This is a genomic window from Sphingomonas sp. Ant H11, assembly GCF_000797515.1.
In the GTDB taxonomy this organism is placed as follows: Bacteria; Pseudomonadota; Alphaproteobacteria; order Sphingomonadales; family Sphingomonadaceae; genus Sphingomonas.
Genome location: NZ_JSBN01000059.1, coordinates 15,158 through 35,569, shown reverse-complemented (window position 1 = coordinate 35,569; position 20,412 = coordinate 15,158). Strand labels below are relative to the sequence as shown.

Genomic DNA, 20,412 nt, shown 5'->3' with positions numbered 1-20,412 from the left:
TACTGAAAAATCGGAAGGTTGAGCGGGTTCTTAACGATTTGACGCTACCGTCACGGCAATGGCGCTCGTTCCGCACCCTGTTTTGGCCCTCTCAACTGCGGCGGATGCGCTGACGCAGGATAATGCTGACGCGCCATCGCTCATGCTCGCCTCGCGGGTGATTGAGTTGCTTCCCATCCCCGCAGCGATGCTGTCGCTGCAGGACATCGGCATCGCGGTCATAGCGGTCAATCGTGCCTATGAAATGGCGGGTCTTGGCATTGGCGATCGTCGGCGCTCGCTGGTCGGGCAAATCGAGGGACGAATCGAGGCGTTTATCAGGGGCGATTCGCTGCGCGCGGAGTTCCAGGTCGAATATGGCGACGCCGTCGATTGCCATTATTATCAGGCAACGTTGGCGCGGCTGGCGCGCAACGCCGATCAGCGGTGTGTCTTGATTCTGGTCGATCAGACCGCCGAGCTGCGCACCGAACACAATTTGCGTCGGGAAATGCTGACCGACAGCCTGACCGGCCTGCCCAACAGGGCCGGTTTCAGCGATCGACTCGAGACGTTATTGGACGATCCGGCGTCGCGCACCGACTATGCGGTGCTGGTCGTCGATCTCGACCGTTTCAGCCGCGTAAATGCCTGCCTGGGATCGATGGCCGGGGACGAGTTGCTGATCACGGTTGCCCGGCGCTTGAAGGGGGCCTTGCGCGCGCAGGACGTGCTGGCGCGCACCGGCGGTGACGAATTCGGGATTCTGTTGACGTTGGAGGATGGCCCAAGCGACGCCGACCACGTCGCCAAGCGCATCCAGGGAGCGCTTTCCACCCCCTTCCGCCTGTCCGATTTCGAAATTCGTGTCGCCTGCTCGATCGGTATCGCGTTCGGCACGGCGGCGATCGACGATGGCGAGGAGTTGATCCGGCACGCCCAGTTTGCGGTAAAACGCTCGAAGGGCACGGGCAAGACCGAGGCGTATCAGACGCAGGCGTTCGACATTGCGCGCGAGCAATTCGGCATGGAAACCGCGCTGCGCCGCGCGATCGAGCGCGGGCAGATGCGGCTGACCTATCAACCGATCTGCGATCTCGCGACCGGGCGACTGGTGTCGTTCGAATCGCTGGCGCGCTGGCGCGATGAAGCGGGAGTTGAGTATTCGCCCAATGATTTCATCCCCGTGGCCGAAGAATCGGGGCTGATCGTTCCGCTGGGTCGCTGGGCGATCCAGGAAGCGGCGGCGACGCTGGCGCAGTGGGATGCGCGGATGGGGGGCGATTGCGGGGTCAAGCTCGCGGTCAACCTGTCCGCTATCCAGTTGCAGCGCGATGCGATCGCGCCGGTCGTACAGTCGGCGCTTGCCGCCTACGGCCTGGACGGATCGCGCTTTACGCTGGAACTGACCGAAAGCGCGCTGGTGACCGACCCGGACCGCATGGCCGGCATCATGCACGCGCTGAAGGCGCTCGGCACCACCATCGCGATGGACGATTTCGGCACCGGCTATTCCAACCTCGCCTATCTTCAGAAACTGCCGATCGACATCCTCAAGATCGACCGCAGCTTCGTGACGGGGATGCTCGCCGATCGCGACAAGATCGCGATCGTGCGCGCGATTCTGTCGCTCGCACAGGCGCTCGGCATGAAGACCACCGCCGAGGGAATCGAGACCAACGAGCTGTCGCAAACGCTGGCGGCGTTGGGGTGCACCTACGGACAGGGCTATCTCTATGCCCGCCCGCTGGAGGCGGAAGCCGCCTATGCGATGCTGGAATCGCTCAGGAATTGAGCGACGGCGGCGTCGGCAATGGCATTGGCGCGCTCGGCTGAGGGGAAATCCTCGGCGATCCACTGATGTTCGACCAGCTTGAGCAACCGCGCGACATCGGGCCCCTTGTCGACTCCGCGCGCGACCAGCGCTCCGCCGTTGACGGGGAAGGTCGGCGCAACCCAATCGAGAATCTGGCGCACCGCCAGCACACGCTCCATCGCCGCCGGGATATGCAGCAGCACGCGGTCGATCGCGCCTTCCCGGCCCAGGCGATAGGAGAGCGCCTGCGGGGCGGCGAGATCGGGCGTGAGCGCCGAGACGATGCGTTTGCGCTGCGCGTTCGAGAGTTTCAACCGTGCGGCGACATCCTCGCCGACCTTCGCATCGCGCGGCAGCATAGCGGCGAGGCGACGGATCGGATCGGGGGTGAGGCCCGCCAGCGTTTCGCTGCCCGCAACGTCGGCAAAGGCCTCGACACCCTCGGCGGTGATTTCGGGCAGGACCGGGCGGAAGATGCCGCGCTCGACCATCAGCCGCAGTGTCGCCACCGCATTGGGGGCGACCAGCAGCTTGAGCAGCTCCGCCGCGATCCGTTCGCGGGACAGCGCCATCAAATCGTTGGCGCGCGCAGTGCAGGCGTCCAGCCCCGCCGCATCCGGCATATCGCCAAAGCGCGCGTGGAAGCGGAAGAAGCGCAGGATGCGCAGATGATCTTCGGCGATGCGCTGCAACGGATCGCCGATGAAGCGCACGCGGTGCGCCGCCAGATCGGCAAGGCCGCCGAAATAATCGAAGATCTCGCCCGTTTGCGGATCGGCATAGAGCGCGTTGATCGTGAAATCGCGCCGCGCGGCATCCTCCCGCCAATCATCGGTAAAGGCGACGGTGGCGTGGCGTCCGTCGGTTGCAACGTCGCTGCGCAGCGTGGTGACCTCGACCGGAGAGCCATCCGCCAGCACCGCCGTGATCGTGCCATGGGCAAGACCCATCGGCACTGCGCGAATCCGCGCGCGGGCGAGCAGGTCGATCACATCCTCGGGCGGGTGGCGCGTGGCCAGATCGACATCGGCGACGTCCAGCCCGAGCAGCGAATCGCGCACCGCGCCGCCGACGAAGCGCGCGTCGCCACGCGCAGTCCCGAGCACCGCGCATAATTCGGCCAGCCCCGCGCGCTGCCGCCACGGAGCGTCGGGCAGCGTCAGGCCGTCCATCGCAGCCGCCGGGAGAGGTTGACGATCATCGCGGCGGTGGCGCCCCAGATGCGATGGTCCCCCCAGAAAATTTCATAATAATGGCGGTTGCGGCCCTGCCACTCGACGCTCGCCTCGATGTGGTTGCCCGAGTCGAGCAGGAAACCGAGCGGGACCTCGAACACTTCGGCGACTTCAGCGGCGGCGGGGATGAACGCCAGATCGGGCGGCACTACGCCGATCACCGGCGTCACCTCGAACCCGGTGACGGTGCGGTAGCGGTCCGCTTCGCCGACGATGCGGACGTGCGTGCGCGGCAAGGCAATTTCTTCCTCTGCTTCGCGCAAGGCCGCCGCAACCGGCCCGGCATCGCCCGGATCGATCCGGCCGCCGGGAAAGGCAATCTGCCCGGCATGGCGCGACAGCGTGTCGGTGCGCCGCGTCAGGATCACTCCCGGTTCGGCGCGATCGGTGACCGGGATCAGCACCGCGGCCTGCGTCAGCGCGGTGACGATCGCATCGGGATCGACATGGTCGCCGGTCAACAGCACCGTATCGGCATGGCCATTGGCGAGCGCCTGCTGCAAACGGGACACGAGCGTCATGCGGAGGGCTCCAACGGGAAGAATGCGCCTGCGCTCCACACGCCGGGCGGCACGTCGCCACCGTCGATCGCCCGTTGCGCCAACTCGTAATAAACTGTGCGCGCCACCACCGCGTCGAGCCCGGCACGCACGTGCAGATAGGGGCGCGGACCATCCTCGCGCGGCTCGAAACGTAGCGCATGATCGGCATCGGCGGTGACCAGATCGCCGGTATTGAGCCGGAAGGTGAGCGTCGCCACTTTGCCTTCGCCCGACACCTTCATTTCCACCGCAACGAACGGCGCATCCTCGACCACGATGTCGAGCTTCTCGACCGGGGTGACCAGAACATAGCCGCCATCGGCTTCGCGCCGGAGGATCGTCGAGAACAGCCGCACCATCGCCTCTCGCCCGATCGGAGAGCCCTGATGGAACCAGGTGCCATCACGCGCGATGCGCATTTCGCTGTCGCCGCAATGCGTGGGATTCCAGCGCTCGACCGGCGGCAATTTGCGCGCTTCGGCAAGGCGCGCAATGTCGGCGAGCGACAAAGCGGCGAGATCGGGGATCGGCTCCATCGGCATGTCAGCGGCGGTAGGGCAGGCGGGTCGTTGCGTAAACCCGCGTCAGGCCAGCGCGACGATCCGTGGCGCGAGCAGGCCCGCCCCGCTCGGCACTTTGTCGCCGCGCGCGAGCAGACGATGCCGCTCGACCGGGCCGGGCACGCGCCATTCCGCCGTGCGCGCGGCATCGAAACCGAAGAAGCGGCCATAATATTCGGGATCGCCGATCAGCGTGATTGCATCCGCCAGGCCAGCACCCTCCGCCGCCGCAAGCGCTTGCGCGGTGAGCGCGCGCCCGATGCCGCCTTGCTGCCGCCCGGGTTCGACCGCGACCGGGCCAAGCTGCACCATCGCCACGTCGCGCCCGTCATCCCCGACAAAGCGAATCGGCCAGCATTGGATCGTGCCGACCAACGCGCCATCGTCGAGCGCTGCGAAGCTCAGGGCCGGAATCGCCTCCATCCCTGCGCGAATGCGATAGGCGGTGCGCTCCTGTCGGTTCGCGCCGAAGGCACGGTCGAGCAATCCCTCGACCGCAGCGGGCGCAACATCGGCAATCGGCACATATTCGATCACGGCGATTTCCTCGTCCCCTCGGTGTCCCGCTGGAACGGGCCCATAGACCGAAGGGGCCGCGCGCTTTAGCCTCCACCGCGCTGAACGCAAGGCGAATGGGGAGAGTCTTCGTGAAACTTTATGATGCCGCCTGGGCACCAAGCCCGCGACGCGTTCGCATCTATCTGGCGGAAAAGGGAATCGAGGTTGACCGCGTGCCGGTCGATCTGCGCTGCGATGAACATTTGGGCGAGGCCTTTCTGCGGATCAATCCGCGCGGGGTGGTGCCGGCGCTCGAACTCGATTCCGGCGAGGTGCTGTGCGAATCGTCGGCGATTTGCCGGTATTTCGAGGCGCTGCAGCCAGCACCGTCGCTGTTCGGCGAAAGCGCGCTGGACATTGCGCGGATCGAATCGTGGACGCGGCGGATCGAGCAGGAAGGCTATGCTGCGGCGGTTTATGTCCTGCGCAACCAGCGCGAGGCGTTTCGCGATCGGGGTGTTGCGGGCAAGTGGCCCGCCATCCCGCAAATTCCCGAACTGGCCGAACGCGGCGGTATTTTGTGGGCGGCGTTTACCGCAACACTCGATGCCCATCTCGCCGGGCGCGCTTGGATCGCCACCGACGGCTACAGCTTCGCCGATATCTCGGCGCTGGTCACGATCGATTTCGCCAAGGCCGCGCGACTGACGGTGCCGGAGGGCTTCGTCCATCTGCACCGCTGGCACGCCGCCGCATCCGCCCGGAGCAGCGCCGCCGCGTGACGGTTCCCCTGCGCCCGCGATCTGCTATGGCGCGCGCCCATATCGACAAGAAGGGCAAGATTTGACCGACCGCCTGACGCTGAACGTCCACGATCTCGAAGTGATGGTGCTGACCGGCATCTATTCGGAGGAGACGCATCTGCCGCAACCGCTGCGCATTTCGCTGACGGTGGATTTGCAGGTGCCCGATCGTTTCGATCCCGATACGCCGCTGTCAGCCTCGAAAAACTATCTCGATCTGAAACATGCCGCGACCACCGCCCTGCCGACCGGGGTGCATTTCACGCTGGTCGAGGCGGTCGCCGAGCACATTTGCGAAACGCTGTTCCTGCAAGATGCGCGTGTAACGCGGGTCGAGGTGTCGATCGTCAAGCTGGCCATCGCCGAGGCGGGCGAATCGATCGGAATTACGCTGGTGCGGAACCGCCGGTGACGCAGGCGGTGGCCGCGGCGTTGGCAGGGCAGGCGCGCGTCGTGATCGCCGCCGATGCCGCTGCGCTGGCCGAACTCCGGCATACGGTATCCGATTCGCGGGCTGATAGCGGATTGGCGTTGCTCATCATTGCCGAAACCGTCCCAAAATTGGACCGGGCATTGCTGATCGCAGGCATTGGCCCGATCGCGATCGACGCCGCACCAACTATGCGCGTGGCCGCGCTCGATCTCGCTGATGGCGCGTGTGCGGACGATGTCCTCGCCGCCGCGCTCTTTCTGGCAGCGGCGACATCTTCGACTGGCCAGGTGTTGCGTATCGGCGCACGCGATTAGGAGCGTCCGCCGCGATCGCAGGCCCCGAGCGCGGTGATGACCAAGGCATAATCCTCGCGGGCGACCGTCGCATCGTCGCCGGACGAGTGCAGCACCGCGTCGGGCAAGGTCGCGGGCAAGCTGCACGCCAGCCGATACCATAACAGCGTGTCGCGCGGCGGCGGCGGCGCGGCGGCATCCACCACTTCGCTCAAGGCGACCGACCAGCGTGGCGCTTCGCCCGCCTTTCGCTCGATCGTCAGCGAAATCGGGCGGTTGTCCGCCGTCGACAGGAAGATTTGCGTTTCCCCCGAACCGGCAGATCACCCGGCGTGTGAAAGGCGTTAGCGATGCCCGTCACCGTCGGCGGTGCGTCGGGGGCGAGCGTTTCGCGCACGATTCGCCGCGTCAACGCATCGCCAGCCGCCGACCATCCGCGCTGGGCGTCGGGGCGGATGAGCTGGATCTGCCCGACCTGGTCGGGCACGGCGCGGGCGAAGAGCAACACCCGGCTCTTGCGATATTGCGGCGCGCGGCCATGGGCGTCGAGCGGCACGTCCAGCGTATAGCCAAGTCGCGCGGGCATGGCATCGGTGCCGCGAATCAGTGCCGAGACGTCGGCTTCCACATAAAGGCGCGCCATACTGGGCGGGAGGCCTGCCGAATCGGTCGGCTTGAGCCGGACGGTGCTGCGAACGGTCGCATCGACGATGACCGGAGCCGCGACGACGAGATCTGCATAATCGGCATAAGCGGGCGATGGCGCGGTGCTTTCCGTAGCTATCGGAGCATGTTGCGCCGCAACGGCGGATGGGGCGGAAAGTCCGACAATTGCGGCGGTCAGGGCGATTTTTGGGAACTTTGGCATTCCCAACGGGTATCCGAGGAAGCAATTTTTATACAGAAATAATTCTGCCATGCGGCGGTTGTACGTTTGTTGCGTGAGACAAAGCGTTTGCGTCGTTGTTTTCGGCGCGATAGAGGTTGGGCCTGTCCAGGATATATTAGCCCATGGCAGGCCGGAATAACGAGCGGACGTTACGGATCGGCTTGGACCGTCGTGACCGGAAAAGAGGAGTTTCGTTTCTGAATGGCTTACGCTGATCGCAATACGAGTGGCAGCCGCGTGGTTTCGATCGTGATCGTGTCGATCATTGTCGCGCTGTTCGCGTGGGGTTTCGTGAACGGTCTGACCTTCAAATACATCAAGAAGGTTACCGAAAAGCTGAACACGTTCGACGTCGTCGAACCACCGCCGCCGCCACCCGACAAACCGCCGCCCCCGCCGCCCGAGCAGCCGCAGCTTCAGACCCCGCCGGTCGTGTCGCCGCCGCCGATCGTGCGCGTTACGGCTCCGCCCCCTCCTGTGGTCTCGGTTGCCGTTCCGCCGCCCGCGTTGGTGATTACGCCGCGCGCCGCTGCGCCGGCCCCGGTTCCGGTTGCCGCGCCGCCGGCTCCGACCATCAGCAAGGCCGCCGGTGCCAAGGGCGACCCGTCGCAATGGGTTACGACGGATGACTATCCTTCGGACGCACTGAGCGCCGAGGCGCAGGGCACCAGCAAGATCAAGTGGGAAATCAATACCGCTGGTCGTGTCGAGAACTGCGTTGTGGTCGCGTCGAGCGGTAACGCTTCGCTCGACCGCGCTGCTTGCTCGAACATTACGCGGCGTGGGCGTTATACGCCTGCCCAGGACACCGCGGGCAATCCGATCCGCTCGTCGTCTTCGCGTAACATTGTTTGGCGCTTGCCTCAATAAACCATCCACCCGTGCGTCCTCCGGGGTGAGGCGCACGGGCATTTTTCGAGAAGGAAGTCTTCGCAATGTCCACCACCATTCTCGCTGCCGGTGCATCGGCTGCTGACAATTTCGGCTTCATGAACGCGATGAAGCAGGGCGGCCCTGTCACCTGGACGACGGCAGCAATCCTGACCATCTTCCTGTTCTTCACGCTCTACATCCTGTTCACCAAGCTGTTCGAACAGCAGAAGATCATCAACCAGGGCCGTCGCGTCCGCGCGACCTTCTGGAATGCCAACTCGCTGCGCGAAGGCGCTGCCAAGCTCGAGAAGAACTCGGCTTACAAGCAGATCGTCGACGACGGCATCGAAGCGCAGGAACAGCATTCGCGCCTGACCGATCCGGTTGAAGCGCATGACTGGCTGCACGGCTCGCTCTCGCGCTCGGAAGCGGCGATCAACTCGCAGCTCGGTGGCGGTCTGGCCTTCCTCGCAACCGTCGGCGCAACCGCACCGTTCGTTGGTCTGTTCGGTACGGTGCTCGGTATTTACCGCGCGCTAATCGGCATCGGCCAGGCTGGCCAGGCATCGATCGACAAGGTCGCAGGTCCGGTCGGTGAATCGCTGATCATGACCGCCTTCGGTCTGGTCGTCGCGGTTCCGGCCGTGCTCGCCTTCAACTTCCTGCAGCGCCGTAACAAGGCGATTGCGGAGCACCTGAGCGCCTTCTCGACCGACGTGCTCGGCTATCTCGCCTCGAACGGTGCGGTTCGTCCGGCCGCTCCCGGCAAGAAGGCTCCGACCGCAACTGCGCCGAAGCCTGCCACGACCACGGCTGGCCAGGCTGGCGGCGTGCAGACCCGCGTCTAAGAGTACCGAACGGGGCCGCTCCCAGCGGCGGCCCCGTTTCTTTCGCCGCCCGGCTCGATCGGGTGGCCTGACCGATACGAATAGGATGGCCTTTCATGGCGATTAGTACAGGTGGCGGCGGCGATGACGCCCCGATGTCCGACATCAATACGACGCCGCTCGTCGACGTCATGCTGGTGTTGCTCATCATCTTCCTCATCACGGTTCCGGCGATCGTGCAGTCGGTCAAGCTGAAGCTGCCGGACGTGCGGTACGACCCGACCGTGACCAAGCCCGAGAACGTCTCGCTCTCGATCACCAAGGATAGCGACGGCAAGTGCGCCATCTATTGGGGTTTGACGCGGGTTACGCACGAAGAGCTGCTCAAGCGCGCGACCGACAAGCTCGAAGAGATTGTCAAAAAGGCTGGCGGCGCTCAGAATCTGACGACCGAAGATCTGCCCGAGGCACATATTCGCGGTGACGTGGACACGCCGTATCGCTGCATCGGTGGCGCGATCTACACGATGCAATCGGCTGGTTTTGCCAAGGTCGGCTTCATCTCGGAACCGCCCCCCACGGGTGGCCCGTCGGCGTAATGCGTGCGGTAGCACCAAGGAGTATTTGACATGGCAATCAGCAGTGGCGGCGCCGAAGGCGAGCCCATGATGGACATGAACACGACGCCGCTGATTGACGTCATGCTCGTGTTGCTCATCATGTTCATCATCACCATTCCGATCCAGACGCACGCGGTGAAGGTCGATCTTCCGATCAATGATCCATCCGCGAAGAAGCCTGACGTCGACCCACAAAAGAACAAGATCGTCATCCAGCCGGACGGCGTGATCCTGTGGAACGGCGCGCCGACCGACGAGGCGACGCTGCAGCAATATCTGGTGCAGACGACCCAGCTCAACCCCGAGCCCGAGCTGCACTTCCAGCCGGACCCGGCAGCGAAGTATGAAAAGGTCGACAAGGTTCTGGCGATCATCAAGCGCTCGAACGTGTCGAAGCTCGGCTTCATCGGCAACGAGCAATATCGTAACGACTTCTGATCGTCGCGATCTGTCGATGCACAATCAGGGCGGTCCTTCGGGGCCGCCTTTTTTGTGCGCGGTGTTTGCTGGGTATTGGATGGACGCTCCGCAGGAGCGGGAAGACCATGCTTTGCCCGTTCGTTTCGAGCGAAGTCGAGAAACAGCGCCACGCGCTGTGCTAGGTTTCTCGACTTCGCTCGAAACGAACGGACGGCGGTCGTTCGCGGAACAGCAACTCAGCTCTGAAGAGCGGATTCTGATATTCCCCCCTTTCGCAGGAGGGGCGTTCCGTCGACTTTGGCCCGCTTACAGCCGCGGCAACGTTACCCCGCGCTGGCCCATATATTTGCCCGCACGGTCGGCGTAGCTGGTTTCGCACGGCTCATTGCCTTCGAGGAACAGGAACTGGCACGCGCCCTCATTGGCGTAGATTTTGGCGGGCAGGGGGGTGGTGTTGGAAAATTCCAGTGTCACATGCCCCTCCCAGCCGGGTTCCAGCGGGGTGACATTCACGATGATGCCGCAGCGTGCATAGGTCGATTTGCCGAGGCAAATCACCAGCACGTCGCGCGGGATGCGGAAATATTCGACCGTGCGTGCGAGCGCGAAGCTGTTGGGCGGGATGATGCAAACGTCGGTCTTGCGGTCGACGAAGCTGTTCGCCGCAAAATCCTTGGGATCGACGATGACGCTGTCGATGTTGGTGAAGATCTTGAACTCGTCGGAGACGCGCGCGTCATAGCCGTAGGAGGACAGGCCGTAGCTGATGCAGCCTTCACGCTTCTGCCCGTCGACGAACGGCTCGATCATGCCGGTGGCGAGCGCTTGCTCGCGGATCCAGCGGTCGGACATGATCGACATGCGAATGATTCCCCTATGGTGTCGGTCTTCGGTCCCCGCGTTTCGCCGGAAATAGCGGTGCGGGCAAGGGGCTGCCGTGTTCGTCTCGCGCGGCTATTCAGCAGCGCCCAAGCCCAGATCCTTTGGCCCGAAGGCGTGTGGCAGCAATTCGGAAATGGTACGCCGCTCGACCGCATCGCCCTCGGCCGCACCGCACCATACGAGGATATCGCGCCCGGCCATATCGGCGGCTTCGTTGATGACCTGGCGGCAGCGCCCGCAGGGGCCCACTGGGGCGTTGCCGGTCGGGCGGCCATCCGCGTCCATCGCCCCGCCGATGACACCTATGGCCACCACCTGGCGCAAGTCGCCGCCGCTGTTGACGGTGGCGAGTGCCACCGTCTCGGCGCACAGCGACAGGCCATAGCTGGCGTTTTCGAAATTGGCCCCGGTCACGATCCGTCCGTCCGTCAGCAGCACTGCCGCACCGACGGCGAAGCGCGAATAGGGGGCATGCGCATTGCGCGCGGCGGCGCGTGCGGCGGCGATCAGCGTGTCGCGGGTGCTGTCTTCGGTCATGGTGCTACTACGTCCCAATGGATCGGTCCGTCGACGCCGTCGATGCGCCGCGTGCCGTTTGCCTGCCACATCCGCCAACGCCTTGCTGGATAATCGGGCGGAAAGAAATCCTGCACCGCCCAGACGGGACGCGGGATTGCCAATGTCACGCCGTAGGCCGCGTCAAACGCTTTGCTGACCTTGAGCAGCACCGGCTTGCCGGTGTGCGATTCGACCATCGTGATGTAGCGGCGCAGCTCGTCGAGTACGATCGGCCCCGCTGGGCGCGTGGGACAATCCGCCGCGAAATCGAGTTCCAGTGCCGCAGGCAGGGCGTTTTCGTCGCGCGGCACGGTGGTGTTGAACAGATTGGCCTGGTCGGTGGCGAGGCGGCAGATCGAATAAAGATGGCTGGCACCGCGCCGCAGCCCGGTTTCATAAAGGCCAGTCCAGTTTTCCAGAAAACGCGTATCGCGCTTGTCGGCACCGCTGGTCGCGCGGACATAGGCGAAATCGGCCCCTGCGCGCTTCACCGCCCACCAATCGATCGTTCCGTTCGCCTCGGCGATATCCACGCCCTGAAAGGGGTATTTGTCGGACGGCCGCCAATGGTGCATCCAGGTCCAGCCCGCCGCATACGCTATGCCAATGGTGATGATGACGGCACCGGCCAGGCCGATCCGCTTTTTCCAACGCCCCATGCTGCCCGCTTTACCCCTTGATGTGCAGGACGCAAATCAGCGTGAACAGCCGACGGGCCGTATCGAAATCGATGTCGATCTTGCCCTCCAGCCGCTCTTTCAGCAACGCGGCGGCGTCATTGTGGACGCCGCGCCGGGCCATATCGACCGTTTCGATCTGGGCGGGCGTGGCGTTGCGGATCGCCTGATAGTAACTGTCGCAAATCGCGAAATAATCTTTGATCGGGCGACGGAAGCGCCCCATGCCGAGGATGTAGGTTTCGAGATGGGTGCCATCCTCGCGGTGGATGCCGATGCCGAGCCGTCCTTCCTCGACCGTCAGATCGATCTTGTACGGGCCGGCATAGCGTCGGGATACGCCTTTTGCGGCGCAAAATGGTTGCCCTCGATCAGGTCGAAGATCGCGATCCGCCGTTCCTGTTCGATATCGGCCGAGCGCCACAGATGGTGCGCTCGTCAAGGGTTACGGCAATGATGCGCGGGTCGGACATGGCGCAGCCGTAGCCGGGCGGCGCGCGCGCGACAATCCATCGCGCCCGGTCGAAGCGTCAGGCCTCGACCGTCAGCACTTCGATCGTCGCCTCGGCGCATTCGCCGTGCCGCGCGAGCGCGGTTACCGTGGCATCGGCGACAAGATGTCCGCGCAGCGTCAGTTCGGCTTCGGCCAATGCACCGAGCCAGTGCGCCAGCGCAGCATCATCGGGCGCATCCAGCGTCAACCGATGTTGCGCACCGACGAAGGTCGCGCTGGCCCAGCGTGTGCTGTGCACGGTGCCGATCGTGATGGCACATCCTTGCGTGCGAGCATCGCGTTCCAGCGCCCGGCGGAGCAGCGTGGCGGCATCGGGGCCGCGGCTCATGGTCGCGCCTGCTGTTCGGCGAGGAAGGCCTCGATCCGGCGTACCATGCGCGGGCCGGGTTCGCGACCGCGCCGCAGGTCGTGGACAAGCCGCGGGTCCCGCACTGCGAGCCGTCCGAACTTGGTCGGTGGCATTGCCGTAGCCTTCAGATAGCGATCGATTTTTTGCAGCACCGACATGTCCAATCTCCCGTGATTCGCGCCGAAGTTCACGATCTGTTCCATTTTCCAACTTGTCTAGGAAATTTCCTATGGCTATCGTGTCGGCTATGGAGCGAGGCGATCCCCGGGCGCGGTTGGCGGCGCTGATCGATGCCGACACGGCGAGCTATGCCGCGCTGTCGCGGATGCTGCGGCGTAACGATGCCTATCTGCAGCAATATGTGCGAAGGGGGACGCCGCGCGATCTGGCGGAGCGCGACCGTGCGCTGCTCGCGGCCTATTTCCGGGTGGATGCGGCCGAACTGGGTGGTCCGCCGTCAACGCCGATGGCGACGATCCGACGGCTGGACGTCGAGGTGTCGGCTGGGCCGGGGGCGATCGCGAACGATGATCCGGGCGAGGCGGACATGCTGCTCGACCCCCGCTTGCTCGACGATTTGCGGCTGCGCCCGGCCAGTACGGCGATGTTGCGGGCGCGTGGGGATTCGATGGTGCCAACGATTGCCGATGGCGATCAGATCGTGATCGACGAACGCGATACGCGGGTCAGCGAGAGCCCGGCGATCTTCGTGCTCCGGCGGGATGGTGTGCTGTTGGTCAAGCGTGTCGCGAAAGTGGCTGAAGGCTTTGTTATCTCCAGCGACAATCCCGTTTATCCTCCGATCCGTTCGACGTCGGTGGACGTGATCGGTCGCGTCGTGTGGCTGTCGCGGACGTTGCGTTGAGCTATTTGCGTCGGTCGACAAGCCACAGGGCGAGCGACAGCGCACCGCCCAGCGCAATCCCGACCAGGAAGCCCCGCGTCGGCCCGATCGGCGAGAACAACCCGATCCCGGCACCTGCCATCGCACCGATCGCGATCAAAAAACCGCCCGCGAGCGGCGTCCGGGGAGAGGGGGAGCGTGCCATGCGGGCGCTTTGCCATGTCCCGGTGCAGGACGCCAGCGTCCCATCGTGAGAGAATTGTGCGGTCTGGTGGATCGCGTTAACCCTGATGGGGGCCGAATTGCCGCGTTTTCGCGAAACTGGCACGGGGCGTGTTTCCTCGATGTTTGCACGCTTGCGGGCCAGAAATTTGCGCGGAGAGTTGATGACCTGCTTGCCTTACCTCGCGGACCGCGCCGCTTTCGTCGATGCGACCGATTTGATCACGATATTTGGCGATGAGGCGGCGCTGGAGGCGGCGGCGCGCGCGACCGCAGTCGCGACCTCGGCAATTATCTGCACTTTGTCGATGGCGGCAGATCGAGCGGCTGATCGTGTTGCTTTCGGCCGACCGTGCGGTCGGCACGGTTCATTGAGCGGCGGCCAAATCGGCGACTAAGCCCCTGTCACTGCGGGCGCAGCCGGGCTAGGACGAGCCATGGCGTTGTCGGTCGGGCGGCGGGGCGTGTCGTTGGCCGCCGCCGGAGTCCTTTGTGTGTTTTGCCCGCGTGCGATGGCGCAAGTGCGTCCGTCGACCGATCCGGCTGACCCCAAGGTATCGCCGCTCGATCCGCAATCGCCGCTTGCGCCGTTGCCGGGGTTGGGGGTCGACTGGCCCGATTTGTCCAAGGCCCCGCCCGAGCCGGTTTCGGCGGATACGCCAACCGCGCTGACCGGGGACACCCGCTATGATTTCCGCGTCGACGGGATCGACGATGTCGCGAGTAGCCTGCTCAGCGATCGTTTCGCCCAGTTGTCGACGCTGAAAGCCAATGTCGGCCAACCCGCCAATGCCGCGCAGCTCGATCGCCGCGCGCGCGAGGACGCAACCCTGCTCACGACATTGCTGCGCGCCGAAGGCTATTACGACGCGCACGTGACGACGCGGGTGGAACCGGCTGCGCGACCGCTGGTCGTGCTGGATGCCGAGCCGGGGCAACTCTACACCTTCGCGGGTGTCAACGTCGCAGGGGTGGAAGCGGCCGGCGCGAAGGCGCAAACGCTTCGCCACGCCTTCGGGGTCAATCCGGGCGATGCCGTCAATTCGGATGCCGTGGTCGCGGGCGAGACGAGCCTGCGCACCACGATCAACGATCGCGGTTTCCCGTTTGCCGTGGTTGGCGATCCGCAAATCGTCGTCGATCGCGCCGCGCACACCGCCACGCTGGATATGGCGGTGGTACCGGGGGCCGAGCGCCGCTTCGGCAAGATCGTGATGACTTCGGGCGACAAGGTGTTCGGGGCCAAGCATGTGCAGGACATTGCCCGCTTCGTCCCCGGCCAGACCTATGATGCCTCTGCGCTGGTCGACTTGCGGCGGGCGGTGATTCAGACCGGGCTGGTCTCCTCGACCAAGATCGAGCCCGTCGAAGGCACTGAGCCGGGCACGGTTGATATTGCGGTCGGCCTGGAACCGGCACCGCCGCACACCATTGCCGGGGAGCTTGGCTATGGCACTGGCGAAGGCGCGCGCGCGGAAGTGAGCTGGACGCACCGCAATCTGTTCCCGCCCGAGGCGCGCTGACGCTGCGCGGTGTGCTCGGCACCGAGGAGCAATTGGCGAGCGTCATCTTCCGCCGCAACAATTTCGAAGGGCGCGACCGCGTGCTGACCTTTCAGGCGGCTGCCTCCAACTTGAAGCGCACCGCCTATCAGGCGCGCACCGTGTCGCTCTCGGGCAGCCTGGAGCGGCAGACCAACATCTTCTTCCAGAAGAAGTGGACCTGGTCGCTGGGCGGGGAGCTTGCCGCGTCGGACGAGCGCGATGTGATCGTCACCACCGGTGCCCCGCGTCGGCGTACCTATTTCATTGCCGCCCTGCCGACCTCGCTCAGCTATGACGGGTCGAACGATTTGCTCAACCCGACGCGCGGCTTCCGCCTGAGCGGACGCTTCTCGCCCGAGGCGTCGCTGGAAGGATCGATCTTTGGCTATGCCAAGATGCAGATCGACGCCAGCGCCTACCAGCCGATCACGACCGGTGCGGTGCTGGCCGGACGTATCCGCCTGGGCACGATCGCGGGCGCGCCGCGCGATGCGGTGGCACCGTCGCGGCGCTTCTACGCCGGCGGCGGGGCGTCGGTGCGCGGTTATGGCTATCAGGACATCGGCCCGCGCGACCCCAATAACGATCCGATCGGCGGGCGCAGCCTTGCCGAATTTTCGCTCGAGGCGCGGGTCAAGGCGTTTGGCCATTTCGGCGTGGTGCCGTTCTTCGACGGCGGCAACATCTACACCGGCGGCATCCCGACGCTGGGCGGAATGCGCTACGGCACCGGCATTGGCGTGCGCTATTATTCCAATTTCGGGCCGATCCGCATCGATGTCGGCACGCCGGTAAACCCCGCCAAGGGCGATCCGCGCGTGGCCGTCTACGTCTCGTTGGGGCAGGCGTTTTGACCTGGGACTCGCTCCCGGAGACGGTCGAAGCCGCACCGGTCCCGCCGCGCCGCCGCCATTGGGGGCGGATTGTGCTGGGTGCGGTGCTCGGCCTGCTGCTGGTGCTGCTCGCCGCGCTGGGGCTGGTCGATACCGCGATCGGGCACCGGATGATCGCCGATACCATATCCGGACTGCGGCCCGCCAATGGCTTGCGCTACAGCATCGGGCGGATCGAGGGATCGATCTACAACCGCGCGACGCTGATCGATGTGCGCGTGCGCGACCCGAAGGGACTGGTGTTTGCGGCACCGCGTGCCGACCTGCATTGGTCGCCGCTGCGCTGGCTCGACAATCGGCTGGATATCACCAGCTTGCGCATCCCGAGCGCGACACTGGCCAAATTGCCCGAGACGCGCCCGACCGAGACCAAGGGGCCGATCCTGCCGGGGTTCGATATTCGCATCGGGGCGTTGGCGGTGGACCGGCTGATCGTCGGGCGCGCGGTGACCGGGGTGGAGCGGATCGGGCGGTTGCGGGCACGCGCGGACATCCACAATCGCCGCGCGCTGATCGATCTTGCAGCGATGGTGGCAGGGAGTGACCGGCTGCGCGTCCACCTCGACGCCGAGCCCGATCGTAACCGGCTGGAGGTCGCGGCGCAGGCGCGCGGCAGCGCCAAGGGCGTGCTCGCCAAGCTCGCGGGGGTCGCGCGACCGATTGCGCTCGACATTGCCGGCAAGGGAAGCTGGCAGAGCTGGCAGGGCAGCGCGATTGCCGATGTCGGGCCGACGCGGCTGGTCGATCTCGCGCTGACCAACCGGGCCGGGGCCTATACGCTTTCGGGTGTCCTGACGCCTGCCCCGCTGGTGCATGGCAAGCTCGAACGGCTGACCGCCCCGCGCGTGCTGGTCAATGGCGGCGCGACGCTGGTCGACCGGCAGCTCAAGGGCACGCTCGCGCTGCGTTCGGTGTCGCTCAGCCTCACGGCCGACGGCACGCTCGATCTGGCTGAAAGCGCCTATCGCACTGTGCGGCTCCACGCGACCCTGCTGCGGCCACCGGCTTTGTTCCCCAACATGACCGGGCGCGCGATCGAATTGCGCACGATCCTCGATGGCCGTTTCGCTACAGCGGCCTTCGACTATCGCCTGACCGCGGTGCGCTTCGCCTTTGACAATACGGGCTTTGAGGATTTCCACGCCGCCGGGCGCGGGCATTTGTCGAAACAGCCCGTGCTGCTGCCGATCCACGCTGTGGCGGCGCGGGTTACCGGGGTTGGCGACGTGGCGGGCGGTATCCTGCGCAATCTTACGATCGATGGCGTGCTGCGGGTGACCTCAAAGCTCGTCATCGGCGACGATCTCAAATTGACGTCGGACAAGCTCAACGGGCGCATCAATCTGCTGCTCGATCTCAGCGACGGGCGCTATGACATCGGCCTGAACGGCGGGCTTGGGCGATATCGTATCCCGGGGCTCGGCGTGGTCGACGTGCAGACGACGCTCAAGGCGGTGCCCGGTCCGGGCGGCCACGGCACGCGCGTCGTCGGGCAGGGCACGGCGCGGATGCTGACGCTGGAGAATGCGTTCTTCCGGTCGCTGGCGGGTGGGCTGCCGCGCCTTGTCAGCGGGCTTGAGCGGACCCCCGACGGGATCCTGCACCTAAACCATCTCGTGCTGACCGCGCCGCAAATCCGCATCACCGGCAATGGCTATCGCCGCCGCGACGGCACCTTCCATTTCGAAGGGGTTGGCCAGCAAGCAACCTATGGCCCGCTGACGTTGAAGCTCGACGGCAAGATCGACCATCCGACGCTCGATCTGGTGTTCAAAAGCCCCAACGACACGATGGGTTTGAGCGACGTGGTCGCACATCTCGATCCGACCGCCGAGGGTTTTACCTTCACCGCGCGCGGCGGGTCGCGGCTGGGGGCGTTCAGCGGCAATGGCGCGATCCTGCTGCCCAAGGGCGGCGACGGGACGATCGCAATCGCCGATCTGGCGGTGAGCGGCACGCACGCCAAAGGCCCGCTGCGATCGTGCCCGGCGGGTTCGACGGGACGCTTGCCGTTGCGGGTGGCGGCTTGTCGGGCGCATTGCTGTTCCGTCCGGTGGGCGAGCATCAGCGGATCGAAGCGCATCTGGATGCGACGGCGGCACGATTGAGCGATGCGGTGGTGCTGCGGCGCGGGCATCTCGATGCGGTGGCGCTGCTCGATCCGGCGGGAACGTCGATCGAGGCGAGCGTGAACGGCGCGGGGCTGCGGCGCGGGGCGCTGGTGATCGGGCGCTTTGCCGCGCGCGCCTCGTTGCGCGGCGGTACCGGCACCATCACCGCCTCGATTGCCGGGTCGAGCGGGCGCGCCTTCGATATCCAGTCGCTCATCCGCGTGACCCCTGACAATTATACCGTCACGGCGCAGGGCACGCTCGATCGTCGTCCGCTGAAGCTCGTTACACCGGCGGTGTTTACGCGCGATGGCGATGGCTGGCGTCTGGCCGCGACCGATCTCACTTTTTCCGGTGGCGATGCCAAGCTGTCGGGCCGCTTCACCGGCAAATCGAGCGCGATCGACGCGACGCTGGCGCGGATGCCGCTGTCGATCCTCGATATTGGTTATCCGGGGCTTGGGCTGGGCGGCAACGCCTCCGGCACCTTGTCCTATGCGCAGGGCGGCGGCGCTGCCCCGACGGGCAAGATCGACATGACGGTGCGCGGGCTCACCCGTTCGGGATTGATCCTGTCGTCGCGCCCGGTCGATGTCGGGATTGCCGGAGTGCTGTCGCCCGACCGCATCGCCGCGCGCGCGGTCGCCGCCACCGGTGGCAAGACCGTGGGCCGCGCGCAAATGTTGCTTACATTGCCTGCAGGGCCCGATCTGACGACGCGTGTGTCCAATGCGGGGGCGTTTGCGCAGCTTCGTTATGATGGGCCTGCCGACACTATCTGGCGACTGACCGGGGTTGAACTGTTCGATCTTACCGGCCCGGTCGCGATCGCGCGGATGTGGGCGGCACGATCGCCAACCCGCAGATCAGCGGCGTTGTCCAGGCCAAGGGGGCGCGCATCGAAAGCGCGACGACCGGCACCGTCTTGACCAATGTGCAGGCGGCCGGACGCTTTGGCGGGTCACGCCTCACGATCGATCGCTTCGCCGCAGAGGCAGGCAAGGGCGGGCACGTCAACGGCAGCGGCACCTTCGATTTCGCGGCGAAGAACGGCCTCGGGCTCGATCTGACCTTGCAGACCGATCATGCGGTGATGATCGCGCGCGACGATATCGGCGCAACCGTCACCGGCCCGTTGCGCTTCCAGTCGGATGGGGCAGGGGGGACGATTTCGGGCGATCTGAAGCTCGACAAGGCGCGCTATCGCCTGGGCCAAGCAAGCGCCGCCAGCGCGGTGCCGCAACTCGCCATTCGCGAAATCAACGTGCCCGGCGGCGGCGCTGAGGATGATGAAGCGCCGCGCGCGCCGTGGCAGCTCGCCATCCATGCGCGCGCGGCCAATCAGGTACTGGTCACCGGACTTGGCCTGCGCAGCGAATGGTCGGCGGACCTCAAGATCGGCGGCGCGCCCGACAATCCCGCGATCACCGGTCGCGCCGATCTGGTGCAGGGCAATTACGATTTCGCCGGGCGCAGCTTTGCGCTCGAACGCGGCAAGATCCTGTTTGCCGGCGAAGTCCCCGCCAATCCGGCGCTGGATATCTCGGCCAATGCCAACACTACCGGGCTGAACGCCTCGATCAACGTCACCGGCCCGGCGCTCAAGCCCGAAATCACCTTCTCCAGCGTGCCTGCCTTGCCGCAGGACGAATTGCTGTCGCGGCTGTTGTTCGGCACGTCGATCACCAATCTGTCCGCCCCCGAGGCGTTGCAACTGGCCTCGGCAGTGGCGGCGCTGCAGAACGGCAAAGGCGGGCTGGATCCGATCAACGCGGTCCGCCGCGTGGCCGGGCTCGACCGCTTGCGCATCCTTCCCGCCGACGCGCAGACCGGGCAGGGCACCTCGGTCGCGGCGGGCAAATACATCACGCGGCGCTTTTATGCCGAGATCGTCACCGACGGAGCCGGCTATTCGGCGACGCAGGTCGAGTTCCAGGTGACGCGTTGGCTGTCGGTGCTGTCGACGATCTCGACGCTGGGAAGGCAAAGCGCAAACTTGCGCGTATCGAAGGATTATTGAGGCGGGGAGC

General features: G+C 65.4%; 21 protein-coding genes and 4 pseudogenes. 12 read left to right on the top strand and 13 right to left on the bottom strand.

The genetic code is table 11. The features are described from left to right. Positions 1–58 precede the first annotated feature (58 nt). Positions 59–1,774: a putative bifunctional diguanylate cyclase/phosphodiesterase gene (locus NW75_RS11945; RefSeq protein ID WP_081988748.1), complete on the top strand. Its 1,716-nt coding sequence runs from the start codon at positions 59–61 to the stop codon at positions 1,772–1,774. On the opposite strand, the gene NW75_RS11940 is transcribed toward NW75_RS11945, so the two are convergent. Genes NW75_RS11940 through NW75_RS11925 form a run of 4 tightly spaced genes read right to left on the bottom strand, consistent with a single transcriptional unit; the run spans position 1,744 to position 4,669 of the window. Continuing rightward, positions 1,744–2,967: a CCA tRNA nucleotidyltransferase gene (locus NW75_RS11940; RefSeq protein WP_033965442.1), complete on the bottom strand. Its 1,224-nt coding sequence runs from the start codon at positions 2,965–2,967 to the stop codon at positions 1,744–1,746. The two genes, NW75_RS11945 and NW75_RS11940, sit on opposite strands and share 31 nt — an antisense overlap. Further along, entirely contained in the window at positions 2,955–3,551 is a 597-nt protein-coding gene (locus tag NW75_RS11935) for a CoA pyrophosphatase (protein ID WP_033965441.1), read from the bottom strand. The genes NW75_RS11940 and NW75_RS11935 overlap by 13 nt, the downstream gene beginning before the upstream one ends. Beyond that, entirely contained in the window at positions 3,548–4,114 is a 567-nt protein-coding gene (locus tag NW75_RS11930) for a DUF1285 domain-containing protein (RefSeq protein WP_033965440.1), read from the bottom strand. The genes NW75_RS11935 and NW75_RS11930 overlap by 4 nt, the downstream gene beginning before the upstream one ends. Before the next feature lie 42 nt (positions 4,115–4,156). Then, entirely contained in the window at positions 4,157–4,669 is a 513-nt protein-coding gene (locus NW75_RS11925; RefSeq protein ID WP_033965439.1) for a GNAT family N-acetyltransferase, read from the bottom strand. 110 nt (positions 4,670–4,779) lie between these two features. Between NW75_RS11925 and NW75_RS11920 the strand changes: the two genes are divergently transcribed. The 3 genes from NW75_RS11920 (at position 4,780) to NW75_RS11910 (ending at position 6,180) form a co-directional block, all read left to right on the top strand. Beyond that, a complete protein-coding gene (locus NW75_RS11920; RefSeq protein ID WP_033965451.1) occupies positions 4,780–5,412 on the top strand; it encodes a glutathione S-transferase family protein in 633 nt (210 codons plus the stop codon). Between the two features lie 61 nt (positions 5,413–5,473). After that, positions 5,474–5,845 carry a dihydroneopterin aldolase gene (locus NW75_RS11915; protein WP_033965438.1) on the top strand — a complete coding sequence of 124 codons (372 nt, stop codon included), beginning with the start codon at positions 5,474–5,476 and terminating at the stop codon, positions 5,843–5,845. After that, positions 5,842–6,180 (top strand): Rossmann fold domain-containing protein, encoded by a 339-nt coding sequence (locus tag NW75_RS11910; RefSeq protein ID WP_033965437.1) that lies wholly within the window; start codon positions 5,842–5,844, stop codon positions 6,178–6,180. The genes NW75_RS11915 and NW75_RS11910 overlap by 4 nt, the downstream gene beginning before the upstream one ends. On the opposite strand, the gene NW75_RS27785 is transcribed toward NW75_RS11910, so the two are convergent. After that, complete coding sequence (locus NW75_RS27785) at positions 6,177–6,374, bottom strand: hypothetical protein (RefSeq protein WP_331386122.1); 198 nt, start codon at positions 6,372–6,374, stop codon at positions 6,177–6,179. The genes NW75_RS11910 and NW75_RS27785 overlap by 4 nt on opposite strands. A gap of 44 nt (positions 6,375–6,418) precedes the next feature. Beyond that, entirely contained in the window at positions 6,419–7,027 is a 609-nt protein-coding gene (locus NW75_RS11905) for a hypothetical protein (RefSeq protein ID WP_331386120.1), read from the bottom strand. A gap of 222 nt (positions 7,028–7,249) precedes the next feature. Between NW75_RS11905 and NW75_RS11900 the strand changes: the two genes are divergently transcribed. The 4 genes from NW75_RS11900 (at position 7,250) to NW75_RS11885 (ending at position 9,806) form a co-directional block, all read left to right on the top strand. Beyond that, on the top strand, positions 7,250–7,918 hold the full coding sequence (locus NW75_RS11900) for an energy transducer TonB (protein ID WP_033965436.1): 669 nt from the start codon (positions 7,250–7,252) through the stop codon (positions 7,916–7,918). Positions 7,919–7,983: 65 nt separating this feature from the next. Next, a complete protein-coding gene (locus tag NW75_RS11895) occupies positions 7,984–8,769 on the top strand; it encodes a MotA/TolQ/ExbB proton channel family protein (RefSeq protein ID WP_033965435.1) in 786 nt (261 codons plus the stop codon). A gap of 95 nt (positions 8,770–8,864) precedes the next feature. Next, positions 8,865–9,347, top strand: coding sequence for an ExbD/TolR family protein (locus NW75_RS11890; RefSeq protein ID WP_033965434.1), 483 nt, complete (start codon positions 8,865–8,867; stop codon positions 9,345–9,347). Between the two features lie 30 nt (positions 9,348–9,377). After that, positions 9,378–9,806, top strand: coding sequence for an ExbD/TolR family protein (locus tag NW75_RS11885; protein WP_010407958.1), 429 nt, complete (start codon positions 9,378–9,380; stop codon positions 9,804–9,806). 288 nt (positions 9,807–10,094) lie between these two features. Here the strand turns inward: NW75_RS11885 and dcd are convergent, their stop codons facing one another. From dcd to NW75_RS11855, 6 genes and pseudogenes are all read right to left on the bottom strand, one after another. Continuing rightward, the gene (gene dcd, locus NW75_RS11880; protein WP_010407963.1) at positions 10,095–10,649 is read right to left on the bottom strand and encodes a dCTP deaminase; all 555 of its coding nucleotides are present in this window, start codon (positions 10,647–10,649) and stop codon (positions 10,095–10,097) included. A 93-nt stretch (positions 10,650–10,742) separates the two neighbouring features. Next, positions 10,743–11,207, bottom strand: coding sequence for a cytidine deaminase (locus NW75_RS11875; RefSeq protein WP_033965433.1), 465 nt, complete (start codon positions 11,205–11,207; stop codon positions 10,743–10,745). Further along, positions 11,204–11,887, bottom strand: a complete 684-nt coding sequence (locus tag NW75_RS11870) for a GH25 family lysozyme (RefSeq protein WP_033965432.1) — start codon at positions 11,885–11,887, stop codon at positions 11,204–11,206. The genes NW75_RS11875 and NW75_RS11870 overlap by 4 nt, the downstream gene beginning before the upstream one ends. 10 nt (positions 11,888–11,897) lie before the next feature. After that, positions 11,898–12,378 (bottom strand): annotated as a pseudogene (locus tag NW75_RS11865) (UPF0262 family protein). 57 nt (positions 12,379–12,435) lie between these two features. Further along, positions 12,436–12,747, bottom strand: a complete 312-nt coding sequence (locus tag NW75_RS11860; protein WP_033965431.1) for a hypothetical protein — start codon at positions 12,745–12,747, stop codon at positions 12,436–12,438. Then, positions 12,744–12,926, bottom strand: a complete 183-nt coding sequence (locus NW75_RS11855) for a hypothetical protein (RefSeq protein WP_033965450.1) — start codon at positions 12,924–12,926, stop codon at positions 12,744–12,746. The genes NW75_RS11860 and NW75_RS11855 overlap by 4 nt, the downstream gene beginning before the upstream one ends. Positions 12,927–12,997: 71 nt before the next feature. Between NW75_RS11855 and NW75_RS11850 the strand changes: the two genes are divergently transcribed. Continuing rightward, the gene (locus NW75_RS11850; RefSeq protein ID WP_231565164.1) at positions 12,998–13,633 is read left to right on the top strand and encodes a S24 family peptidase; all 636 of its coding nucleotides are present in this window, start codon (positions 12,998–13,000) and stop codon (positions 13,631–13,633) included. Position 13,634: 1 nt separating this feature from the next. On the opposite strand, the gene NW75_RS11845 is transcribed toward NW75_RS11850, so the two are convergent. Continuing rightward, positions 13,635–13,817: a hypothetical protein gene (locus NW75_RS11845; RefSeq protein ID WP_033965429.1), complete on the bottom strand. Its 183-nt coding sequence runs from the start codon at positions 13,815–13,817 to the stop codon at positions 13,635–13,637. Between the two features lie 181 nt (positions 13,818–13,998). Here NW75_RS11845 and NW75_RS11840 point away from each other — a divergent pair. The 3 pseudogenes from NW75_RS11840 (at position 13,999) to NW75_RS11830 (ending at position 20,402) form a co-directional block, all read left to right on the top strand. Beyond that, positions 13,999–14,209, top strand: a pseudogene (locus NW75_RS11840) (hypothetical protein). Positions 14,210–14,271: 62 nt separating this feature from the next. Further along, positions 14,272–16,232: pseudogene (locus NW75_RS11835) on the top strand (autotransporter assembly complex protein TamA). Continuing rightward, positions 16,229–20,402: pseudogene (locus NW75_RS11830) on the top strand (translocation/assembly module TamB domain-containing protein). The pseudogenes NW75_RS11835 and NW75_RS11830 overlap by 4 nt, the downstream one beginning before the upstream one ends. Positions 20,403–20,412: the final 10 nt, after the last annotated feature.